Genomic DNA, 20,242 nt, shown 5'->3' with positions numbered 1-20,242 from the left:
GTCGTTTTCGGCCCACCGAATACCCAAGTAATTCAGCAATCCACGGTGAACTGAACGTTCGCCGCCGAGGAAAAGAGACATGGCGAAGGAACTGGTTGGTAAAGCGAAATTTCAAGTGCCCGGCGGCAAGGCTACTCCGGCGCCTCCGGTAGGTACGTCGCTCGGTAAGTTCGGCGTGAACCTGGGTCAGTTCGTTACGCAGTTCAACGACAAGACCAAGGAATTCAACGGCATGCCGATTCCGGTCGTCGTGAGCGTTTACAACGACCGCACCTTTGAATTCATTTGCAAGAGTCCCCCTGCCGCCGCGTTGTTGAAGCAGGCCGCCGGTATCGCAAGCGGCGCTGGTCGTCCGCATGTCGACAAGGTCGGCAAGGTTTCGATCGAGCAGGTTGACGAAATCTGCAAGCAGAAGATGGACGACCTGAACGCCAGCGACCTGGAGCATGCTCGCCGGATGATCACTGGCACCGCTCGCAGCATGGGCATTGAAGTTACCGAATAGGCGGTCGGGCGATTACGTCCCGCGCAGCACTCCGATACAAGACCACGCACAGAAGAACAAAGAGTCCGACGATGGTAAAGCATTCCAAGCGATATCGCGCCCTAGCCGCCAAGGCCACGGAAGATTCTCTGCCGCTCGAAAAGGCAGTGGAGATCTTGAAGGGTTACAACACCACCAAGTTTGATCAGACCGTCGACTGCGCCATGCGTTTGGGCATTGACCCGAAGCAGGCCGACCAACTGGTCCGCGGCGCGATCGTGCTGCCGCATGGTATCGGCAAAGAGTTGCGGGTCGTCGTCTTCGCCAAGGGTGACAATGTCCGCTTGGCCGAAGAAGCGGGCGCTGACTCGGTTGGCGCGGAAGACCTCGCCAAGAAGATCAAAGATGGCTGGCTCGATTTCGACGCTTGTATTGCGACGCCCGACATGATGGGGCTGGTTGGTCCGTTGGGTCGGGTGCTCGGTCCGCGTGGTCTGATGCCTTCGCCTCGTGCCGGCACGGTTACCCCGGATGTGGCTCGCGTGGTTAAAGAATACAAAGCAGGTAAGGTCGAATTCCGCAACGACTCCACCGGCATTGTGCACGCGGTCGTCGGCAAGATGAGCTTCGATCAAGAGAAGCTGATCGAAAATATTCGCGCCTTCACGAATCAAATCCTCAGCATGAAGCCCGCCGCCGCGAAAGGCATTTATGTGAAGAGCATCGCGATCGCAGGGACGATGAGCCCCGGCGTTCGCGTCTCCCTGTAGGCCAAATCAATCCAAGCGTCCGTCCGTTGCGGATATATCTTAAAGCAGAACAGTTATGAGCAAATTCGTAAAAGAGTTGATGACGAAAGAGATTTCGCAACGCCTTGACGGGGTGAACGATCTCTTGGTGGTTGACGTCGCCGGTCTCGATGCGAACTCGACCGTCGCCGTTCGTCGCAGCTTCCGCAGCCGCAACATTAACCTGTTGGTGGTGAAGAAGACGCTGGCCCGTCGCGCCTGTGAAGGCACGTCGCTCGGCCCGGCCTTCTCCGACATCGAAGGCAGCGCCGCGATCGTCTGGGGCGGCGAGGATATCGTCGACCTGGCGAAAGAGATCGTCAAGCTGCACGAAGACAAGAAGATGCCGAAATTCACCGCCAAAGGCGGCGTGATGGACGGCGAGGCTCTGTCGGCAGAAAAGCTGGTGGAAGTCAGCAAATGGCCCAATCGTGCTGAGCAACTCAGCCTGTTGGTCGGCCAGATTCTTGGTCCGGGTCGCAACCTCGGCGCCCTGCTCAAGGGCCCGGGAGCGAAGCTCGCGAGTCAGATCAAAAAGTTGGGCGAAGGAGACGACGAATAATTCGTCGCTCACGACCAACTGTCCGCACACGGCTGTTACGCCAAACCCGTTACGAAATAAACATATAGATTTTTATGCCTGGCCTTGGCTGGGCGCTTGATGAGAAAGGATCGACACGAAGATGTCCGAAGAAACTGCCACGATCGAAATTTCGGAAGAACTGAAGACCCTCGGCGACAAGATCGCCACTTTGACCCTGAAGCAAGCGGTCGAATTGGGCGACTACCTGAAAGACGCCCACGGTATCGAAGCTGCCGCTGGCGGCGGCGTGATGATGGCCGGTCCGGCTGCTGGCCCGGCTGAAGAAGCCGCGGTTCAGACCGAATTCGACGTCGTCATGACCAGCTTCGGCGGAAACAAGATCTCGGTGATTAAAGCCATCCGCAGCATCACCGGCTTGGGTCTGAAGGAAGCCAAGGAATTGACCGAAGGCGTTCCGAGCAAGGTCAAAGAAGGCGTGTCGAAAGAAGACGCCGAAAAGGTCAAGGCCGAACTGACCGACGCAGGAGCCGAAGTCGAGATCAAGTAGTCGGATTCCGACTTCTCGAATCGATTTCACGGATTACCTGTATTCACTTCGACGTCGCCTCCCGTATACTAAGAGGCGACGTCGCGAGGTGTGGTCTTGAATTTAACCGGTTTCTCTACTTTTCTCCTGCGCATGGACGATTCCCAGGGAGTGGTGCGCGCAGTGAACGGCAGGGAGGGGGCGATATCCCAAGAAGGGACTACGTTCCGCCCACGGGGTAATTCTTGTCCACGCGTGCGTCTTTCACTCCCCCTTTGCTCGCTCGCACGTCTGTCGCCAGGGATTCTTCTCTGCGCGATGTACTGCTAGCAGCGCAGTCGTTCGATCTCCGAACTTGCCCAGGAGTAGCAGCGTCCTATGGCTACATCGTACAAGCGACGTCTTGAAACTACGGAAGTTCGTCGTTTCGGTAGCGGGTCGATTTATATGTCGCCCCCCGATCTCACGACAATTCAAACACACAGCTATACCAAGTTTCTCCAGGAGGAATTAGATTCCGACGCGAGAGACCCTGAAATTGGTATCGAAAGCGTGCTGCGCGAGATCTTCCCGATTAATAGCTATGACGGAACCGTCCAATTGGACTACGTCCGTTATGAGCTCGGTAAACCGCGATATACGCCGCAGGAGTGCAAACAACTTCGTTTGACTTACGGCCTCCCGTTCCGCATTTGGCTTCGCCTGAACAAGGAAGAGCCGATTGAGGAAGAAGTCTACTTGGGCGACATGCCCGTGATGCTTGGCGGCGGCGAATTCATCATCAACGGCGCCGAACGCGTCGTGGTGAGCCAATTGCACCGCAGCCCCGGCGTCGACTTCGTGGAAGAAGCCGAAACGACCTCGGATCGTCGGTTGCCCAGCTGCCGGATCATTCCGGAACGCGGCAGTTGGATTGAGATCAATATTACGAAGAAAGACTCGTTCACGGTCCGCATCGACCAAAGCGGGAAATTCGCTGCGACCACTTTGCTGCGAGCGATGTCGCCCGAGCTAAGTGATGACGCCTCTTTGATTCGCGCCTTCTATGACACGACCAAAGTGCACGTGAAGGATGGACGCAGCATCACCAAGATCGAAGGCAAAATCGCCGTCGACGATATCGTCTACCCGATCGACAGCGATCGCGGCGGCGAAATCATCGTTGAGGCGGGCCAGAAGATCAGCCGTAACACGGCCGAATTGATCTGCTCGGTAGGCATCACCGAAGAGATCGAAGTGATGGACTCGCCGAAGATTCCGATCATCTTCAACACGTTGATCGAAGATAACACTTCCAGCCACGAAGAAGCGTTGCTTCGCATTTACCAACGTCTGCGACCGGGCAACCCGCCGCAACTGGAAAAAGCGAAGACGTTATTCGACGAAAAGTTCTACGACGACAACCGCTACCGCTTGGGTCGCGTTGGTCGTTTCCGTATGAACCGGAAGTTGGGGATCGAAGTCAACGAAGGGGAGCAGACGCTTCGCCCGAGCGACTTGATCAACTCCATTAAATACGTCATGTCGATTCTCGACGGCGACGGCACGGCTCGCAAAGACGATATTGACCACCTGGGTAATCGTCGTCTGCGGACCATCGACGAATTGGCTTGCGACGAATTGCGTAAGGGCTTCCTGAAGCTCCGCCGCACCGTCCAAGAGCGGATGAGCCTGAAGGATGCGGAGGACATGACTCCTCGCAACTTGATCAACCCGAAGTCGATCTCGGCGGCGATTGAGTATTTCTTCGGTCGCGGCGAATTGTCGCAGGTCGTCGATCAGACCAATCCCCTCTCGATGTTGACGCACGAACGTCGTCTGTCGGCTCTTGGCCCGGGCGGTTTGAATCGTAAGCGAGCCGGCTTTGAGGTTCGCGACGTTCATATTTCGCACTATGGTCGCATTTGCCCGATTGAAACGCCGGAAGGTACGAACATCGGTTTGATCTCAAGCCTAGCGATTTATTCGGCGGTGGATGAATACGGCTTTTTGATCACGCCCTACCGAGTGATTCGCGACGGCAAGATCGCCGACGAAATCGTTTGGCTGCGTGCGGACGAAGAGTCGGATGCGTATGTGGCTCCGGCCGATACCCCGACCGACGCGAAGGGGCAATTGCTGGGCGATTTGATCATTGCTCGTTACCGTTCTGACTTCGACCTGGTCGAACCGAAGACGGTCCAGTACATCGACGTGGCGCCTTGCCAGATGGTCGGCGTGTCGGCGAGCTTGATCCCGTTCCTGGAACACGACGATGCGAACCGCGCCCTCATGGGGTCCAACATGCAGCGCCAAGCGGTGCCGTTGTTGATTGCGGAACCGCCGATCGTCTGCACCGGCTTGGAAACGGAAGTCGCTCGTAATTCGAGCATGATGATCCGGGCCAAACGTGCTGGCGTGATTGAATACGTCGACGCCGAACGGATCGTGATCAAGACGACCGAAGGCCGCACTGACAACTACACATTGAGAAAATTTGTCGGTCTCAATGAGCGTACTTGCTTAAACCAACGCCCGATCATCTCGGTCGGCCAAGAGGTCGAAGTCGGTACGGTGTTGGCGGACGGCGCCGCGACGCACAATGGCCAGTTGGCTTTGGGTCGTAACGTGTTGGTCGGCTTTATGTCATTCGACGGTTACAACTACGAAGACGCGATCATCCTCAGCGAAGAGTTGGTGAAGCAAGACGTTTACACGTCGCTGCACATTGAAGAATTCGACGTGGAGATTCGCGAAACGAAACTCGGCCGCGAAGACTTCACTCGCGATATCCCCAATGTCAGCGAAAAGATGCTTCGCAACTTGGACGAAGGAGGCGTGGTTCAGGTCGGCACCTTTGTCAAACCGGGCGACATCCTGGTCGGTAAGGTATCGCCAAAGTCGAAGACCGAACTGACGCCGGAAGAGAAATTGCTGCACGCGATTTTCGGTCGTGCGGGCGAAGACGTGAAGAACGACTCGTTGGAAGTTCCCTCCGGTATCGAAGGGATCGTGATCCACACCGACAAGTTCGCACGTCGGATGAGCCTGTCGGACGACGAACGCAAGGCCTTTGAAAAGCGGCTGAAGGAAGTTGAAACCGAAGGGAACTCCAAGATTTCGGAAGCGTTCGCGGCGATGATCGTCGAGTTCGAGAGGATCCTTGGAAAAACCCTGACCGATGAAGACGGCACGCCGTTGACGCAAGATCAGGATCCGAAATTCATCGCGGAACAAGCTCAGCAGTTCCGCCTGAAGAAGATCGTGGAGCACTTGCGCAGCGACGAGCGGATTCAGCAAATTCGCGAAGCCTACGCTACGAGTTGGCCATTGGTCGAAGCGGCGTTGGACGTTCGTGACCGCGTGCTCAACAGCATGAAGCGGGGTGATGAACTTCGCAGCGGCGTGTTGCAAATGGTCAAGGTTTACATCGCGACCAAGCGTTGCATTTCGGTCGGCGACAAGATGGCCGGTCGTCACGGTAACAAGGGTGTGATCGCGAAGATCCTGCCGGTCGAAGACATGCCGTTTTTGCCCGATGGAACTCCGATTCAGATCATGCTTAACCCGCTGGGCGTGCCTAGCCGTATGAACGTGGGTCAGATTCTCGAGACCCACTTGGGTTGGGCTGGCGCCAAGCTCGGCTTCCAATCGATCACTCCGGTGTTCGATGGAGCTTCGGAAGAAGACATCAATAACTGTTTGGAAGAGGCGGGACTTCCGCGGCACGGCAAGATTCGTTTGAAAGACGGCCGTACCGGGGAACTGATGCACCAAGAGACCACGGTCGGCTACATCTATATGTTGAAGCTGCACCACTTGGTCGACGACAAAGTGCATGCCCGCAGCACGGGACCATACTCGCTCATTACCCAGCAGCCGCTGGGCGGCAAGGCCCGCTTCGGCGGTCAGCGTTTTGGAGAAATGGAAGTTTGGGCGCTCGAAGCTTATGGCGCCGCTTACATCCTCCAGGAATTGCTGACGGTGAAGAGCGACGACGTCGAAGGGCGAACCAAGATTTACGAAGCAATGGTCAAAGGCGAAAACACCTTGGAAGCCGGCACGCCTGCCAGCTTTGACGTGTTGACCAACGAAATTCGTGGTCTCGGTTTGAATATGCAGCTCGAAAAACGTCGCATGTAATGGCGTCCGGTCGAAGGCCGCTGCGAATCGCCGCAGCGGCCTCCCCTCCCCTGAATTATCCAGCGCCGCTTACGGCGATCACATCAAGGAGCACAGGCACATGAGCATTCTCGAAGGCTCGTATGACCGGATTAACGACTACACCGCGGTAAAGATCAGCCTGGCGCGGCCGCACGACATCCGCAGTTGGTCGTTCGGCGAAGTGAAGAAGCCGGAAACGATCAATTACCGCACCTACCGTCCTGAAAAAGACGGGCTATTTTGCGAACGCATCTTCGGCCCGGAAAAGGACTGGGAGTGCTCATGCGGCAAGTACCGCGGCATGAAGTACAAGGGGATGATCTGCGATCGTTGCGGCGTGAAAATCACGCACAGCCGCGTTCGTCGCAAACGCATGGGCCATATCGAATTGGCCGCGCCGATCGTTCACATCTGGTTCTTCAAAGCGATGCCCAGCCGGTTGGGCAACCTGCTGGCGATGAAGACGTCAAGCTTGGAAAAGGTCATCTACTTCCAAGACTACGTCGTCGTCGATCCCGGCACGACCGAACTAGCGAAATTTCAGACGCTGACGGAAGAAGAGTTCCGTCAGGCTCGCGAGCAATACGGCGAAGGGTCGTTCGAAGCCGACATGGGCGCCGAAGCGGTTCGCAAACTGCTGGGTTCGCTCGATTTGGTGCAGCTGTCGATCGATCTCCGCAAAGATATGCAGGAGACCGGTTCAAAGCAGAAGAAAAAAGACCTGACCAACCGGCTGAAGATTGTCGAGTCGATTCGCGACAGCGACAACAAGCCGGAATGGATGGTGCTCGACGTTATTCCGGTCATTCCGCCGGACTTGCGTCCGTTGGTGCTGCTCGATTCGGGAAACTTCGCAACCAGCGACTTGAACGATCTCTACCGCCGCATCATCAACCGCAACAACCGTTTGCGGAAGCTGGTCGATCTGAACGCGCCGGAAGTCATTATTCGCAACGAAAAGCGAATGCTGCAGCAATCGGTTGACGCGTTGTTTGACAACAACCGTTGCAAGCGTCCGGTTCTCGGCAGCAGCAATCGTCCGCTGAAGTCGCTGACCGACATGATCAAGGGCAAGCAGGGTCGTTTCCGCGAAAACCTGCTCGGTAAGCGCGTCGATTACTCGGCTCGTAGCGTGATCGTGGTCGGTCCGCGCATGAAGCTGCACCAATGCGGCCTACCCAAAAAGATCGCGCTGGAGCTGTATCAACCGTTCATCATCCGCAAGCTGAAAGTGCTCGGTCACGCCGACACGATCAAGAGCGCGAAGAAGATGCTCGAGCGGAAGGACGAAGAAGTATGGGATATCTTGGAATCGGTGATTCAGAATCACCCCGTGATGCTCAACCGTGCTCCGACGTTGCACCGCATGGGTATCCAAGCGTTTGAGCCGATCCTGGTCGAAGGTAACGCGATTCACCTTCATCCGTTGGTCTGTAAAGGCTTTAACGCCGACTTCGACGGCGATCAGATGGCGGTTCACTTGCCGCTGTCGATTGAAGCGCAAGTTGAGGCGCACACGCTGATGTTGTCGACCAACAACATTTTCGCACCGTCGAACGGCAAGCCGATCATGAGCCCGTCGCAGGACGTCGTGATGGGTTGTAACTTCATCACGATTACGCTTCCCAATCGCCCCGGCGAAGGGATGTCGTTCTCGTCGACTGACGAAGCCGATTACGCCTTCAGTCAGGGCGTCATCGATCTGCACGCCAAGATCAAGGTCCGCCTGCCGAAGGGCCAACGCCTGAAGTCGGAAGAAGAAGACGGCAAGCACGGCAGCCAGATCGAAACCACCTACGGTCGCATCTTGTTTAACGACATGCTGCCGAACGGCATGGACTTCTACAACCATTCGCTCGGATCGAGCGAACTGTCGAAGGTCATCTCGGATTGCTATCAACGCTTAGGCCGTCGCGCCACGATCGAACTGTTGGACGATATGAACCAACTCGGGTTCCGCGAAAGCACCCGCAGCGGTTTGTCGTTTGCGACCGACGACCTGGTGACGCCTGACTCGAAGCCGAAAATTATCGCCGAAGCCGATAAGAAGGCGATGAAGTTCAAGAAGCAGTACGATCGCGGCATCATCACCGACAAAGAGCGGAAGAATCAGGTGCTCGATGCGTGGACTCATGCTCGTGAGCAGATTACCGCCGAGATGATGGAAGCGATGAAGAACGACGACCGCGGCGGTCTCGGCTACATCAACCCGGTGTACTTGATGGCCGACTCCGGTGCTCGTGGTGGTACCGAACAGATTCGTCAGCTGTCAGGTATGCGTGGTTTGATGGCCAAGCCGTCCGGCGAAATCATCGAAACCCCGATTAAGTCGAACTTCCGTGAAGGTTTGACGGTACTCGAGTACTTCTCTTCGACGCACGGCGCCCGTAAGGGTCTGGCCGATACGGCGTTGAAGACGGCCGACTCGGGTTACCTAACGCGTAAGCTGGCGGACGTGGCGCAGAACGTCGTCATTACGATGGACGACTGCGAAACGACCCAAGGTATCACCAAGGGCGTGATTTATCGCGGAGAAAAGGTGGAAGTCGCTTTGGCCGATGCGATCAAGGGTCGCGTCAGCCGTCAGAGCATCGTCCATCCCATCACCGACGAAGTGATCGTTCGTGAGAACGAAATGATCACGCTCGAAACGGCTCGCCGCATCGAAAAATTGGGCCTGGAGAAGATTCAGGTTCGCAGCCCGATGACCTGCGACGCATTCCTCGGCACCTGTAAAGCTTGTTACGGCATGGACATGTCGTCAGGCGCCATGGTCGAAGAAGGCATGGCGGTCGGCATTATCGCCGCTCAATCGATTGGTGAGCCTGGTACGCAGTTGACGATGCGTACGTTCCATATCGGCGGTGTGGCGGTTACCGATACGGAAGAACACGAAAAGCTGTCGAATCGCGGCGGTATCGTCAAATTCACGCGTCTCCGGTTGGCGAAGAACGACGAAGGTAAAAACGTCGTGCTGACCCGCAACGGTGAGATCGCGATCGTTGACGCCAAGGGGCGTGAAATCGAGAACTACTCGGTTCCGACCGGCGCCATCTTGGATGTCGAAGAGAACGACGAAGTCGCAGCCGGCGCCGTTCTTTGCACCTGGAACCCGCACGCGATTCCGATTTTGTCGGAAGTCAGCGGTAAGGTCCGGTACGAAGATATCGTCGAAGGCGAAACGATGCGGCTGGAACGCGATACCAGCGGCACCATTCGCCGTACGATCACCGAGCACAAGGGTGATCTGCATCCGCAGCTGGTGGTTGAAGACGAAGACGGTAAGCCGCTCGACGTTTACTACATGCCGGAAAAGGCGAACATCGAAGTCGACGAAGGTCGCGTCATCAACGCTGGTACCGTCATCGCCAATACGCCGCGCGAATCAGGCGGTATTAAGGACATCACCGGCGGTCTGCCGCGAGTTACCGAGATTTTCGAGGCTCGCAAACCGAAAGACCCGGCGGTCATGGCCGAAATCGATGGAACCGTCGAGATCCTGGGCGAAAAGAAGCGTGGCAAACGCACGATCATCGTCCGCAACGAGGCCGGAGTCGAACGCGAGCACTTGGTTCCGCACGGTAAACGCTTCCTGGTTCACTCGGGCGACATCGTTCGCGCCGGTCAATCACTGATTGACGGGCCGCTCGTGCCGCACGATATCTTGAGAATCTCGGGCGAAGAAGCGGTGCAACAGTACCTGCTTCACGAGATTCAAGGGGTTTATCGCAGCCAGCGAGTGGAAATCAACGACAAGCACATCGAAATCATCGTCGCTCGCATGCTGCGTAAAGTGATGGTCGATAAGCCTGGCGACACCACGTTGCTGCCGGGGTTGGTGATGGACAAAATTGAGTTCCGCTCGGCCAACGAGCATCTCGCCAAGTGCTTGAAAATCTCCGATCCAGGCGACAGCCAACAGTTCGGCGAAGGGATGATCGTCCCGAAGGATGCATTGGAGCAAGAGAACGCCCAGATCGAAGCTCTCGGTGGGAAATCGACGAAGGGTTCGCGACCGAAGCCGGCGACGGCGTCGACGCAATTGCTCGGCATCACCAAGGCGGCCGTTCAAAGCTCCAGCTTTATCTCGGCGGCGAGCTTCCAGGAAACGACCAAGGTGCTGACCGAAGCCGCACTGGCGGGCAAGGTCGATCATCTGGTCGGGTTGAAAGAGAACGTGATCCTGGGGCACTTGATCCCCGCGGGTACCGGTTTCCGCAGCTTCCAAGAGGCCGAAGTTCGCATCAATCCGGAAGCGTTGGCCGAAATGGCGCAAAACTTCCGTCGCGAGCAGACCCGCGAAGAGAGCTTCCCGCTGTTGATGGACGAAGGCGCCGCGAACACGCCGTCGGCACTGGATAACTTGCTGGGAGGCGGCCAGCTTCCTCCGAGCCCCAGTCCGACTCCGACTCCCAGTCCGGAACCGATAGACCCGAGCCCAAGCCCGAGTCCGGCTCCATCGGAACCGACAATTTTCGATCCGTCCGATTTGGGCGGTGACGAACACGACGGCTAGTTCGGCTGCGAACCTTATGTAAAAAACACGTGATCCGCAGATTGCTTGCGGATCACGCAGAAGATATTCGAGGGGGAAATCGCACGTTGCGGTTTTCCCATTTTGCCGATCAGCAGAAATAATCAGCTCGGCGTGCTCCTAGATTTTCCTCTAAGATCGCATGCCTTTGCTTTTTTGACCGGTCCCAGCGGGCTATTACGGCTTGACAGCCGCCGCCGATCCGGTATTTTGATTGGTTTCCACTGCACTCAATTGCTCCAATAGTAGCAGCCATACGGACTTTCGATGCCCACGATTAACCAGTTGATTCGGCGGCCGCGTAAGAAGAAACGCAAATTCTCGAAGTCGCCGGTCCTAGAGAAGTGCCCGCAAAAGCGCGGCGTTTGCCTTCAGGTTCGCACGATGACCCCGAAGAAGCCGAACTCGGCTCTTCGTAAGATTTGTCGCGTTCGCTTGTCGAACGGCAAAGAAGTCACCGTGTACATCCCGGGCGAAGGTCACAGCCTGCAGGAACACTCGATCGTGCTGGTGCGCGGCGGCCGCGTTCGCGATCTGCCGGGCGTTCGCTATCAAGTTGTCCGCGGCTCGCTCGACGCCCTCGGCGTGAACGGTCGTAAGCAGTCTCGCAGCCGTTACGGCGCCAAGAAGAGCTAACGCGCTCGCAACCCCGAACAAACGCTTAGGAAAGAAACATGGCCCGGATTACCGCCAGCCGCGAAACATTGAAGCCCGATCCACGATACGGGTCGCTGCTGGTCAGCAAGTTCATCAATTGCTTGATGCACGACGGCAAGAAGACGGTCGCTCAAAACGTCTTCTACAATGCTCTTGATGAACTGAAGAAGAAGGCTCCTGATGTGGAGCCGCTCGATGTCTTCACGCAGGCGATCGAGAATGTGAAACCGCATATCGAGGTTCGCTCGAAGCGCGTCGGCGGCGCCGCCTATCAGGTGCCGATGCAGGTCAACCGCACGCGTCAGCAATCGCTGGCGATTCGCTGGTTGCTGCTCGCCGTTCGCGACAAAAAGGGGCGTCCGACTCACTTGAAGTTGGCCGACGAACTGTTCGCCGCATTCAACCGTGAAGGCGCCGCTGTTACGCGTCGCGAGAACGTTCACCGCATGGCCGACGCGAATAAGGCTTTCGCCCACTTCGCTTGGTAGTTGCGACAAATCAAAAGGAACCGCACCGGTTTATGTCGGTGCGGTTTTTTTATGCGCTCAGCGAACCTTTCGCGTCCGTTTCGAAGGGGGTAGCCGTCCGTCGTCGCGAAGCCGAAAATGAATGATTCCCTAAGAGTACGTGCTGGCCAGAGACACGAGAAATGAACCGTAAGCTTGAGACAATTCGCAACATCGGGGTGATCGCCCATATCGATGCCGGCAAGACGACCGTAACCGAGCGGATGCTTTATTACTCCGGCACGTCGCATCGCGTCGGCGCCGTCGACAAAGGCACGACTGAGACCGACTTTGACGAAGAAGAGCGTGAACGTGGAATCACGATCTACTCGGCGTGCGTCACGTTTCAATGGAGCGGGCACGTCGTCAACTTGATCGACACTCCTGGGCACGTCGACTTCACGGCCGAGGTAGAGCGCTGCTTGCGCGTGCTGGACGGAGGCGTGGTCGTCTTTAGTGCGCGAGAAGGGGTGGAAGCTCAAAGCGAAACCGTCTGGCGCCAAGCGAATCGCTACAAGGTTCCCCGGTTCGCATTTATCAACAAGATGGACCGCGAGGGCGCTAATTTCGAAGGGACTCTGGCCGATATTCGAAATCGCCTAAAAGCCAATCCCGTGGCGATTCAGATTCCGATCGGCAGCGGTCCGCCTCATTTGGCGAATGCCTTTAGCGGAGTGATCGATCTGGTGCAGATGAAGCTGCTGACGTTTGACAACAGCGTCTCGCCGCCGCAGGTGAAGCTGGCGGAGATACCGGAAGATCAGGCCGAACGCGCACAAGAATGGCGTGAGAAGATGCTAGAGCCGCTCTACGACCTTAGCGAAGAGCTAATGGAGTTGAGTCTGGCCGAAGAGCCGATCCCGGGCGATCTGATTCGCAAAACCCTGCGTCAGGCGACTTTGTCGCATCAAATACAGCCGGTTTTGTGCGGCTCGGCGCTCGATGGAATCGGCGTGCAGCCGGTGCTCGACGCGGTGACGTACTATCTGCCCAGTCCGCAAGATGTTCCGCCGGTCGAGGGCACGAATCCAAGCAAAAAGGATGCGAAGGAGTCGCGAAAACCTGACCCAGATGAGCCGTTCTGCGGCCTGGTGTTCAAGATATTGCCCGCCAAGCATGGGGATATGACGTGGGTGCGGATTTATTCTGGCACGCTCCGGCAAAACTCGCGTTTGCTCAATCCGGGGCAAAATCTCAAAGAAAACTGCGCCCAACTGTGGCACATCCAGGCGTCCCGCAAAGACCAGGTCGAGTCTGCAGGAGCAGGGGACATCGTCGGCGTGATCGGCCTGCGTCACTCGGTGACCGGCGATACGCTGTGCGATACGAAATCGCCCATTTTGCTCGAGTCGATCGAGTTTCCCGAGACGGTGATCGCGATGGCGATCGAGCCTGAGTCTTCGGCCGAGCGTGACAAGCTGCACGATACGTTGGAAATGATGAAACGTCAGGATCCGACGTTCCGCGCGACGGAGAGCGCCGACACGGGACAAACGATTATCAGCGGCATGGGCGAGCTGCATTTGGAGGTGATTCGCCATCGCTTGCTGCGTGATTTCAAGCTGAATGTGAAGGTTCATAAACCGCGTGTCAGTTATCGCGAGACCGTCGGCGGATCGGCGAAGGTGACTGGCGAATGTCATCGCATGGTCGGCGGCCAGCAGTTGTTCGCGAAGGTGACAATTCAGCTGGAGCATGTCGACAATCCTTCGCAGCCGATCACCGTGATCACCAAGAGCAGTCCCGACAATGTGCCGTTCAGCATGGTCGAGGCCGCCATGGAAGAGTTACGGCAACGGGGCGCCGGGGGCGGTATTATCGGCGGTTTTCCGCTTGGCGACATCCGGATTACAGTGCTCGACGTCGAGGCCGCGGAAGTCGGCTCGACCGAGACCGCGTTCGCCATTGCGGCGGGCGATGCCTTTGAAAAAGCGATGAGAGCGGCCAAACCGGTCCTGTTGGAGCCGATTATGAAGCTGCAAATCATTACTCCAGAAGAGAATCTGGGGGATTTTGTCGGCGACATCATGAAACGCCGCGGTGAAATCGCGAAAACGGAACACCGTAGCGGAGAGGCGCTGATCGAGGCCCATGCGCCGTTGGCCGAATTGTTCGGATATTCCAGCGCCATGCGGAGTTTAAGCCAGGGAAGGGCTAGTTCCTCGATGGAACCGCTGAAATATGCCGCCGCTCCGCAGGAAATCGCGAACACGTTTTTGATGTAGTAATCGTCCCATTGGGGCAGGCCTGGTCGTCGCTAGCGACGAGATTTCCCCAGGTCCGGTGTGAGTTTTCGCTTTTCGGATGAAATTCATCGCCAAACCACTCGCGGCCCATTGACGACGGGCCCCGCAATTTTTAAGATTGGCGGTTTCCCAGTTACTCGCTGGGATGCTTAAAGAGAGATTCACTCGACGAGAGTCGAGCTTTGCAGCGAAGGAAATGGTTCCGTGGCCCAAGAAGTTATTCGCATTCGGATGGAAGCCTACGACCACTCGATCCTGGATCAGAGTGCTCTAGAAATCGTAGATACCGCCAAGCGAACGCATTCCGAAGTCCATGGCCCGATTCCGTTGCCGACCCGCATTGAGCGTTACACCGTTCTGTCGGGCCCGCACGTTGATAAGAAGGCTCGGCAGCAGTTCGAGATTCGTACGCACAAGCGTCTGATCGACATTGTGCAGGCGACCGCCAAGACGATTGAAGCTTTGAACAAGCTCAATCTGCCGGCTGGCGTCGATATCAAGATCAAGGCTACCTCGCGATAGTCGCGATGGTTCCCATTCATTTTTTTACCCGGATGTATCTGCATGGCTGGAAGCCTCTCGGGTAATCGACCGACAGGTCGATCCTGGCAGGCAAGGCGACAGACCACACAGAGATACGAAAAATGACAAAAGGCATACTCGGCCGCAAGGTCGGGATGACCCAGGTTTTTGACGAATCTGGCAACATCATCCCGGTTACGGTCATCGAAGCAGGTCCGTGTCACGTGCTCCAGCTGAAGTCGCAGGAGCGCGACGGCTACGAAGCAGTGCAGTTGGGTTTTGATGATAAGCCTCGCCGCCTGGCCAATCGTAGCGAACGTGGTCAAGTCGCCCCTCTCTCCAGTAAACGCGCTAAGAAGCTCGCCGCCGCCGGTGTCGAAGCTTCCGCCAAGCCGGATTGCGAGCCCAAGCGATTCGTTCGCGAATTGCGTGGTTCGACCGAAGGGTTTGAAATCGGTCAAGAAGTCAGTGTTGGCGTCCTGTCCGATGTGAAGGCCGTCGATATCGTTGGCACCAGCAAAGGTCGCGGTTATGCAGGTGTGATGAAACGTCACAACTTTGCAGGTCAGCGAGCCACGCACGGCGTGAAAAAAGTTCATCGTCACACGGGCGGCACCGGTTGCTCCGCCTATCCGAGCCGCACGTTCAAAGGTTTGAACATGTCGGGTCAGTATGGCAATGCGAAAGTGACGCAGCGGAACGTGAAAGTCGTGAAGGTGGACGAGGAGAATAATCTGATTCTCGTCTACGGTGCGGCGCCTGGTCCGAACGGCGGTTTTGTCGTCGTCAAAGCAACGAACATGGTTTAGTTTCCGGTCGCGCGTCGAGCGAGATCCAGCGAAACCTAGAAGAGTCACGAGACATGCCCAGTTTGCCCATATTTGATACCACTGGCGAGAAAGTCGGTAGCTACGACATCGAGCTAACCGATATCGCCCCGCGAATCAGCAAGCAATTGCTGCACGACGCGGTCGTTATGTACCAGGCGAACCTGCGACAAGGTACGCACCGCACGAAAGCTCGCGGTGAAGTCGCCGGTTCGACGAAGAAGATGTATCGTCAAAAGGGAACTGGTAACGCTCGTGCTGGTCACAAGCGTAGCGGCGTGCGTCGCGGCGGCGGTCATATTCATGCGAAGCGTCCTCGCGACTATTCGTATCGTTTGAATCGCAAAGCGTTGCAGTTGGCCACTCGCATGGCCTTCGCCTCGAAGATTCAGAGCGGCCAAGTGGTCATCCTGAACGAACTGGCTCTCGCCGAAGTGAAAACCAAGGCAGTCGCCAACACGCTGAAGGCCTTGAAGGTTTACGGCGGTTCGACGTTGATCACGATCGCGAGCTTGGACGACAAAGTCTACAAGAGCGCCCGCAACATCGAAAAAGTCACGGTCAGCCCGGTTTCGGAGCTGAACGCACTGAAGATCCTGTCCCCCAAACGCTTGGTCGTCACCAAGTCGGCGATGGATGCGATCAAAGAGAAGGCTGCTCAGGCGAAGTCCGCCAAGGCGCCGTCAGGCGATACCGCCGAGTAACGCGAATCAGCTTCGTTAGCACGTAGAGGCCGCAATGGCTACGACCACGAACAATTCAAAACTAACGCTGGACCCTCATCAGGTCCTCGTCCGTCCGCTTGTCACCGAAAAAGGTGTGGAGCGTTCGACGGAACAGAATCAATACGCATTTGAAGTGAGTCCGCAAGCGACCAAAGAAGACGTTCGACGCGCCGTCGAAACGCTCTTCGAAGTGAAGGTCGCCAAAGTTCGCACGCAAACGCGAAAAGGGAAGACTCGCCGTTACAAATTTCGTAACGGCATGACGAAGGCCTGGAAGAAGGCATTGGTGACGCTCGACGCCGAACATCGCATCGACTTCTTCTAAACCGTTCATCATGACGAGCGACATGGCTCTTCAGCCTGTTCAGCCAACGAGATAAAAGACAATGGGAATTCGCAAATACAAGCCGACCTCCGCTGGACGCCGAAACGCGTCGGTCAGTGACTTCGCCGAATTGACGAAGGGCGCTCAGCCGGAGAAGAGCCTGCTTCGTAAAATCACGAAGAATGGCGGTCGCAACAATCAAGGTAAAATTACGGTTCGTCATCGCGGCGGCGGTCATAAACGCCGTTACCGCGTGATTGACTTCCGTCGTTCCAAAGATGGCGTCGCTGCGAAGGTTGATTCGGTTCAATACGATCCGAATCGCTCTGGCCGCATCGCCCTGTTGCACTACATCGATGGCGAAAAGCGTTACATCCTCGCTCCTGATGGTTTGGTCGCTGGCCAAATGGTGATGAGCGGGCCTGAAGCGCCGCCGGTAGTTGGCAACTGCTTGCCGTTGAACAAGATTCCGGCTGGTACGACGGTTCACAATATCGAATTGGCGCCGGGAAGCGGAGGCACGATGTGCCGAAGCGCCGGTTCCAGCGCCACTTTGATGGCGTGCGAAGCTGACTGGGCTCAGTTGTCTTTGCCCAGCGGTGAAATTCGTCGCGTTCCGGCCCGTTGCCGCGCCACGATCGGGAAAGTTAGCAACCCGGAACACGAGAAAGTCGTGCTCGGTAAAGCTGGCCGTAAGCGTTGGTTGGGTCGTCGTCCGCATGTTCGCGGTACTGCGATGAACCCGGTCGATCACCCGCATGGTGGTGGTGAAGGTCGAACCAAGGGTGGACGTCACCCGGTGACGCCGCAAGGCAAGCCAACCAAGGGCGGCCACACGCGTCACAAGAAAAAGGCTTCGAACAAGGCGATTATTCGTCGCCGTCGTTCTCGTCGGTACGGCGTCTTGAAACTGATCAAGTAAGCCGCCCAGAATGCGAAAGCAGATATCGCCTAACGAGACCTACATATGAGTCGATCACAAAAAAAAGGGCCGTACGTCGAACCGAAGCTGTACTTCAAAGTGCAGAAGATGGAAGACACCGGCCGCAAAGACCCCATCAAGACCTGGGCCCGCGCCTGCACGATTGTGCCGGAATTCATTGGGCACACGTTCATGGTTCACAACGGCAAAGCGCACTTGAAGGTATACGTGACAGAAGACATGGTCGGGCACAAATTGGGCGAATTCAGCCCGACGCGTACTTTCCGTGGTCACGGATCTGACAAGAAGAAGAAATAACACGTAGCCCAGTGCAAACTTCGCGAAGGCGAAGGTTTTTCGGAGAATCGTCATGGCATTTAAAGCATCCCACCGGCTGGCTCGCATCAGCGCCCGCAAGGTGCGTCCGCTCGCGGACCTGGTGCGGGGCAAGTTTGCCGATGAGGCGCTCGACATCCTGCGTTTTCAGCCGCACCGCGGCGCACGGATGCTCGAGAAGGTGATTCAAAGCGCCCTGGGTAACGCTCAGGACGTCAGTCAGAGTCGCGGACAGTCGTTGAAGCAAGATAATTTGGTCATCGCCGAGGCGCGAGTCGACGGCGGACCGATTATCAAACGCTTTCGCCCTCGGGCACGCGGCACCGCTTACCCGATTCTGAAGCGTACCAGTCATATTCACGTCACCTTGGAGGAGATCGAAGTATAAGCGGTTCGCCGTTTATGATTCGACCAGGATATTGACGCATGGGTCAAAAAGTTAATCCGATCGCTTTCCGTACAGGCGTGATGCAGGGGTGGAAAAGCCGCTGGTTCGCGTCGAAGAAGGACTACGCCGATCTGCTGTTTGAAGATCAGCGGATTCGCAAGTTCATCGGCGGACATCCGGACGAAAAAATTCGACAGAAGTATCGCAACGCCGGTATCGATCGCATCGAGATCGACCGTACTCGCGACGAAGTCAAGGTAACGTTGTTCGTGGCGCGACCTGGTCTGATCATTGGTCAGAAGGGTCAAGAAGTCGAGAAACTGCAGGAAGAACTGCAGAACCTCGTCGGCCGCCGCATCAACATGAAGATCGAGGAAATCGGTCGCCCCGAGCTGCGTGCTCAATTGGTGGCGGAAGATATAGCCGATCAGCTTGCGAAGCGTTCGAGCTTCCGCCGCACGATGAAACGTGCTTTGGAATCGACGATGGAAGCTGGCGCCCGCGGCATCAAGGTGCAGCTGGCTGGTCGTTTGGGCGGGGCCGAAATGGCTCGTCGCGAAAAAGCGATTCAAGGCTCGATTCCGTTGTCGACGATCCGTGCGAAGATCGACTATGGCTTCACCGAAGCGAAAACAGCGCAGGGACACATCGGGGTCCAGGTTTGGATAAACAACGGTTTTTACGAGGAGAATGAATCCGATGTCGCGAATGCCGCGGAGGGTCAAGCACCGAAAAAGTCAAAGAAGGCGTATAAGAGGTAACGCTACCCGCGGTAACACCGTGGAGCTAGGCGATTACGGTCTTCAAACGACGCAAGCTGGATATATTAAAGCAGCCACGATCGAAGCCGGTCGTATCGCCGCTCAACAATATGTCCGCGGAATCGGTCGCTTGTTTATTCGGATTTTTCCGCAAAAGTCGGTAACCTCGACGCCGCTCGAAACCCGCATGGGTAAGGGTAAAGGCGAAGTGGATTACTGGGCTGCCGTCGTAAAGCCAGGCACCGTCTTGTACGAGTTGTCAGGCGTAACTGAAGAGCAAGCACGTATTTGTTTAGCTCGTGTAGCTCACAAGATGCCGGTTCGTTGTCGCTTCGTACGTAAGCGTCCTGACCTGACGACCGCCGCCGGCGACGCGTAATTTGGCTCCAGCTCAAGTCAGCAGAGTAGAGAACGATGAAAGCGAACGAACTGCGGGAAATGAGCGACGATCAATTGGTTGCGACCTTGAAGGACGCCGCCGAATCGATCTTTCGCTTAAAGATGCAGGCTCAGACCGAACGACTTGACGCTCCTACCGAGCTGCTTCGTCGTCGTCGCCTGATCGCCCGTATTAAAACGATTCAAAACGAACGAACGCGAGCCGCCGCAACGGCGAACTAGCGGTCGATTCGCTAACCATTCAGCTTCGGAATTAGATACGATGCCCAAGAAAGTATTGGTCGGGAAAGTGACCAGCGACAAGATGGATAAGACGCGTCGCGTCGAAATCACCCGTCGCTTGCGTCATCCGTTGTACGGTAAGTACTACTCCCGCCGCATGGTCTGCCACGTTCACGACGAGTCTAACGAGTCGGGCCAGGGCGACATGGTGGAAATTATCGAGAGCCGACCGCTGTCGAAGACAAAGCGTTGGGCGCTCGTTCGTATCGTAGAAAAGAGCCGTGAAGTCGATGTCGCCGCCCTCAAGGCTGCCCGCGATCAGGCGGCCGAGAATCTGGCGAGCGAATCGTAAGGCATAGCTCCTGCACATTGCGGGTAGTAGGACGA

General features: G+C 56.5%; 20 protein-coding genes. All 20 read left to right on the top strand.

Going from position 1 to position 20,242, the window contains the following annotated elements; translation table 11 throughout:
- Positions 1–79 precede the first annotated feature (79 nt).
- The 20 genes from rplK to rpsQ all read left to right on the top strand — a co-directional run bounded on the left by rplK (position 80) and on the right by rpsQ (position 20,207).
- The gene (gene rplK, locus DSM3645_RS25285; RefSeq protein ID WP_002655485.1) at positions 80–505 is read left to right on the top strand and encodes a 50S ribosomal protein L11; all 426 of its coding nucleotides are present in this window, start codon (positions 80–82) and stop codon (positions 503–505) included.
- 71 nt (positions 506–576) lie between these two features.
- Positions 577–1,254 carry a 50S ribosomal protein L1 gene (gene rplA, locus DSM3645_RS25280; protein WP_002655484.1) on the top strand — a complete coding sequence of 226 codons (678 nt, stop codon included), beginning with the start codon at positions 577–579 and terminating at the stop codon, positions 1,252–1,254.
- 55 nt (positions 1,255–1,309) lie between these two features.
- Positions 1,310–1,834, top strand: coding sequence for a 50S ribosomal protein L10 (gene rplJ / locus DSM3645_RS25275; RefSeq protein WP_002655483.1), 525 nt, complete (start codon positions 1,310–1,312; stop codon positions 1,832–1,834).
- A 121-nt stretch (positions 1,835–1,955) separates the two neighbouring features.
- On the top strand, positions 1,956–2,363 hold the full coding sequence (rplL, locus tag DSM3645_RS25270) for a 50S ribosomal protein L7/L12 (protein WP_002655482.1): 408 nt from the start codon (positions 1,956–1,958) through the stop codon (positions 2,361–2,363).
- A 357-nt stretch (positions 2,364–2,720) separates the two neighbouring features.
- Positions 2,721–6,464, top strand: a complete 3,744-nt coding sequence (rpoB, locus tag DSM3645_RS25265) for a DNA-directed RNA polymerase subunit beta (protein WP_040353010.1) — start codon at positions 2,721–2,723, stop codon at positions 6,462–6,464.
- Positions 6,465–6,564: 100 nt separating this feature from the next.
- Positions 6,565–11,001 carry a DNA-directed RNA polymerase subunit beta' gene (rpoC, locus tag DSM3645_RS25260; RefSeq protein ID WP_002655480.1) on the top strand — a complete coding sequence of 1,479 codons (4,437 nt, stop codon included), beginning with the start codon at positions 6,565–6,567 and terminating at the stop codon, positions 10,999–11,001.
- A gap of 285 nt (positions 11,002–11,286) precedes the next feature.
- Positions 11,287–11,655: a 30S ribosomal protein S12 gene (gene rpsL, locus DSM3645_RS25255; protein ID WP_002655479.1), complete on the top strand. Its 369-nt coding sequence runs from the start codon at positions 11,287–11,289 to the stop codon at positions 11,653–11,655.
- Between the two features lie 38 nt (positions 11,656–11,693).
- Complete coding sequence (gene rpsG, locus DSM3645_RS25250; RefSeq protein ID WP_002655478.1) at positions 11,694–12,164, top strand: 30S ribosomal protein S7; 471 nt, start codon at positions 11,694–11,696, stop codon at positions 12,162–12,164.
- Between the two features lie 161 nt (positions 12,165–12,325).
- Positions 12,326–14,407, top strand: a complete 2,082-nt coding sequence (fusA, locus tag DSM3645_RS25245; RefSeq protein ID WP_002655476.1) for an elongation factor G — start codon at positions 12,326–12,328, stop codon at positions 14,405–14,407.
- Between the two features lie 225 nt (positions 14,408–14,632).
- Entirely contained in the window at positions 14,633–14,950 is a 318-nt protein-coding gene (rpsJ, locus tag DSM3645_RS25240; RefSeq protein WP_002655475.1) for a 30S ribosomal protein S10, read from the top strand.
- Between the two features lie 155 nt (positions 14,951–15,105).
- Positions 15,106–15,759 (top strand): 50S ribosomal protein L3, encoded by a 654-nt coding sequence (rplC, locus tag DSM3645_RS25235; protein ID WP_002655474.1) that lies wholly within the window; start codon positions 15,106–15,108, stop codon positions 15,757–15,759.
- 53 nt (positions 15,760–15,812) lie between these two features.
- Entirely contained in the window at positions 15,813–16,481 is a 669-nt protein-coding gene (rplD, locus tag DSM3645_RS25230; RefSeq protein ID WP_002655473.1) for a 50S ribosomal protein L4, read from the top strand.
- Positions 16,482–16,515: 34 nt separating this feature from the next.
- Complete coding sequence (gene rplW, locus DSM3645_RS25225) at positions 16,516–16,827, top strand: 50S ribosomal protein L23 (protein WP_002655472.1); 312 nt, start codon at positions 16,516–16,518, stop codon at positions 16,825–16,827.
- A gap of 61 nt (positions 16,828–16,888) precedes the next feature.
- A complete protein-coding gene (gene rplB, locus DSM3645_RS25220; protein WP_002655471.1) occupies positions 16,889–17,749 on the top strand; it encodes a 50S ribosomal protein L2 in 861 nt (286 codons plus the stop codon).
- A 45-nt stretch (positions 17,750–17,794) separates the two neighbouring features.
- Positions 17,795–18,067 (top strand): 30S ribosomal protein S19, encoded by a 273-nt coding sequence (gene rpsS, locus DSM3645_RS25215; protein WP_002655470.1) that lies wholly within the window; start codon positions 17,795–17,797, stop codon positions 18,065–18,067.
- A gap of 52 nt (positions 18,068–18,119) precedes the next feature.
- A complete protein-coding gene (gene rplV / locus DSM3645_RS25210; RefSeq protein ID WP_002655469.1) occupies positions 18,120–18,473 on the top strand; it encodes a 50S ribosomal protein L22 in 354 nt (117 codons plus the stop codon).
- A 38-nt stretch (positions 18,474–18,511) separates the two neighbouring features.
- The gene (gene rpsC, locus DSM3645_RS25205) at positions 18,512–19,234 is read left to right on the top strand and encodes a 30S ribosomal protein S3 (RefSeq protein WP_002655468.1); all 723 of its coding nucleotides are present in this window, start codon (positions 18,512–18,514) and stop codon (positions 19,232–19,234) included.
- Complete coding sequence (gene rplP, locus DSM3645_RS25200) at positions 19,164–19,613, top strand: 50S ribosomal protein L16 (RefSeq protein WP_449240100.1); 450 nt, start codon at positions 19,164–19,166, stop codon at positions 19,611–19,613. The genes rpsC and rplP overlap by 71 nt, the downstream gene beginning before the upstream one ends.
- Positions 19,614–19,648: 35 nt before the next feature.
- Positions 19,649–19,855 (top strand): 50S ribosomal protein L29, encoded by a 207-nt coding sequence (gene rpmC, locus DSM3645_RS25195; protein WP_002655466.1) that lies wholly within the window; start codon positions 19,649–19,651, stop codon positions 19,853–19,855.
- A 40-nt stretch (positions 19,856–19,895) separates the two neighbouring features.
- Positions 19,896–20,207: a 30S ribosomal protein S17 gene (gene rpsQ / locus DSM3645_RS25190; RefSeq protein WP_002655465.1), complete on the top strand. Its 312-nt coding sequence runs from the start codon at positions 19,896–19,898 to the stop codon at positions 20,205–20,207.
- Positions 20,208–20,242: the final 35 nt, after the last annotated feature.

The organism is Blastopirellula marina DSM 3645 (genome assembly GCF_000153105.1).
GTDB classification, from domain to species: domain Bacteria; phylum Planctomycetota; class Planctomycetia; order Pirellulales; family Pirellulaceae; genus Blastopirellula; species Blastopirellula marina.
This window is presented reverse-complemented; position numbering and strand designations above follow the sequence as displayed.

Bases quoted from the DNA above. Each gene is read 5' to 3' on its own strand.
- rplK (WP_002655485.1), top strand. From the start codon at position 80: ATGGCGAAGGAACTGGTTGGTAAAGCGAAATTTCAAGTGCCCGGCGGC.
- rplA (WP_002655484.1), top strand. From the start codon at position 577: ATGGTAAAGCATTCCAAGCGATATCGCGCCCTAGCCGCCAAGGCCACG.
- rplJ (WP_002655483.1), top strand. From the start codon at position 1,310: ATGAGCAAATTCGTAAAAGAGTTGATGACGAAAGAGATTTCGCAACGC.
- rplL (WP_002655482.1), top strand. From the start codon at position 1,956: ATGTCCGAAGAAACTGCCACGATCGAAATTTCGGAAGAACTGAAGACC.
- rpoB (WP_040353010.1), top strand. From the start codon at position 2,721: ATGGCTACATCGTACAAGCGACGTCTTGAAACTACGGAAGTTCGTCGT.
- rpoC (WP_002655480.1), top strand. From the start codon at position 6,565: ATGAGCATTCTCGAAGGCTCGTATGACCGGATTAACGACTACACCGCG.
- rpsL (WP_002655479.1), top strand. From the start codon at position 11,287: ATGCCCACGATTAACCAGTTGATTCGGCGGCCGCGTAAGAAGAAACGC.
- rpsG (WP_002655478.1), top strand. From the start codon at position 11,694: ATGGCCCGGATTACCGCCAGCCGCGAAACATTGAAGCCCGATCCACGA.
- fusA (WP_002655476.1), top strand. From the start codon at position 12,326: ATGAACCGTAAGCTTGAGACAATTCGCAACATCGGGGTGATCGCCCAT.
- rplC (WP_002655474.1), top strand. From the start codon at position 15,106: ATGACCCAGGTTTTTGACGAATCTGGCAACATCATCCCGGTTACGGTC.
- rplD (WP_002655473.1), top strand. From the start codon at position 15,813: ATGCCCAGTTTGCCCATATTTGATACCACTGGCGAGAAAGTCGGTAGC.
- rplW (WP_002655472.1), top strand. From the start codon at position 16,516: ATGGCTACGACCACGAACAATTCAAAACTAACGCTGGACCCTCATCAG.
- rplB (WP_002655471.1), top strand. From the start codon at position 16,889: ATGGGAATTCGCAAATACAAGCCGACCTCCGCTGGACGCCGAAACGCG.
- rpsS (WP_002655470.1), top strand. From the start codon at position 17,795: ATGAGTCGATCACAAAAAAAAGGGCCGTACGTCGAACCGAAGCTGTAC.
- rplV (WP_002655469.1), top strand. From the start codon at position 18,120: ATGGCATTTAAAGCATCCCACCGGCTGGCTCGCATCAGCGCCCGCAAG.
- rpsC (WP_002655468.1), top strand. From the start codon at position 18,512: ATGGGTCAAAAAGTTAATCCGATCGCTTTCCGTACAGGCGTGATGCAG.
- rplP (WP_449240100.1), top strand. From the start codon at position 19,164: ATGAATCCGATGTCGCGAATGCCGCGGAGGGTCAAGCACCGAAAAAGT.
- rpmC (WP_002655466.1), top strand. From the start codon at position 19,649: ATGAAAGCGAACGAACTGCGGGAAATGAGCGACGATCAATTGGTTGCG.
- rpsQ (WP_002655465.1), top strand. From the start codon at position 19,896: ATGCCCAAGAAAGTATTGGTCGGGAAAGTGACCAGCGACAAGATGGAT.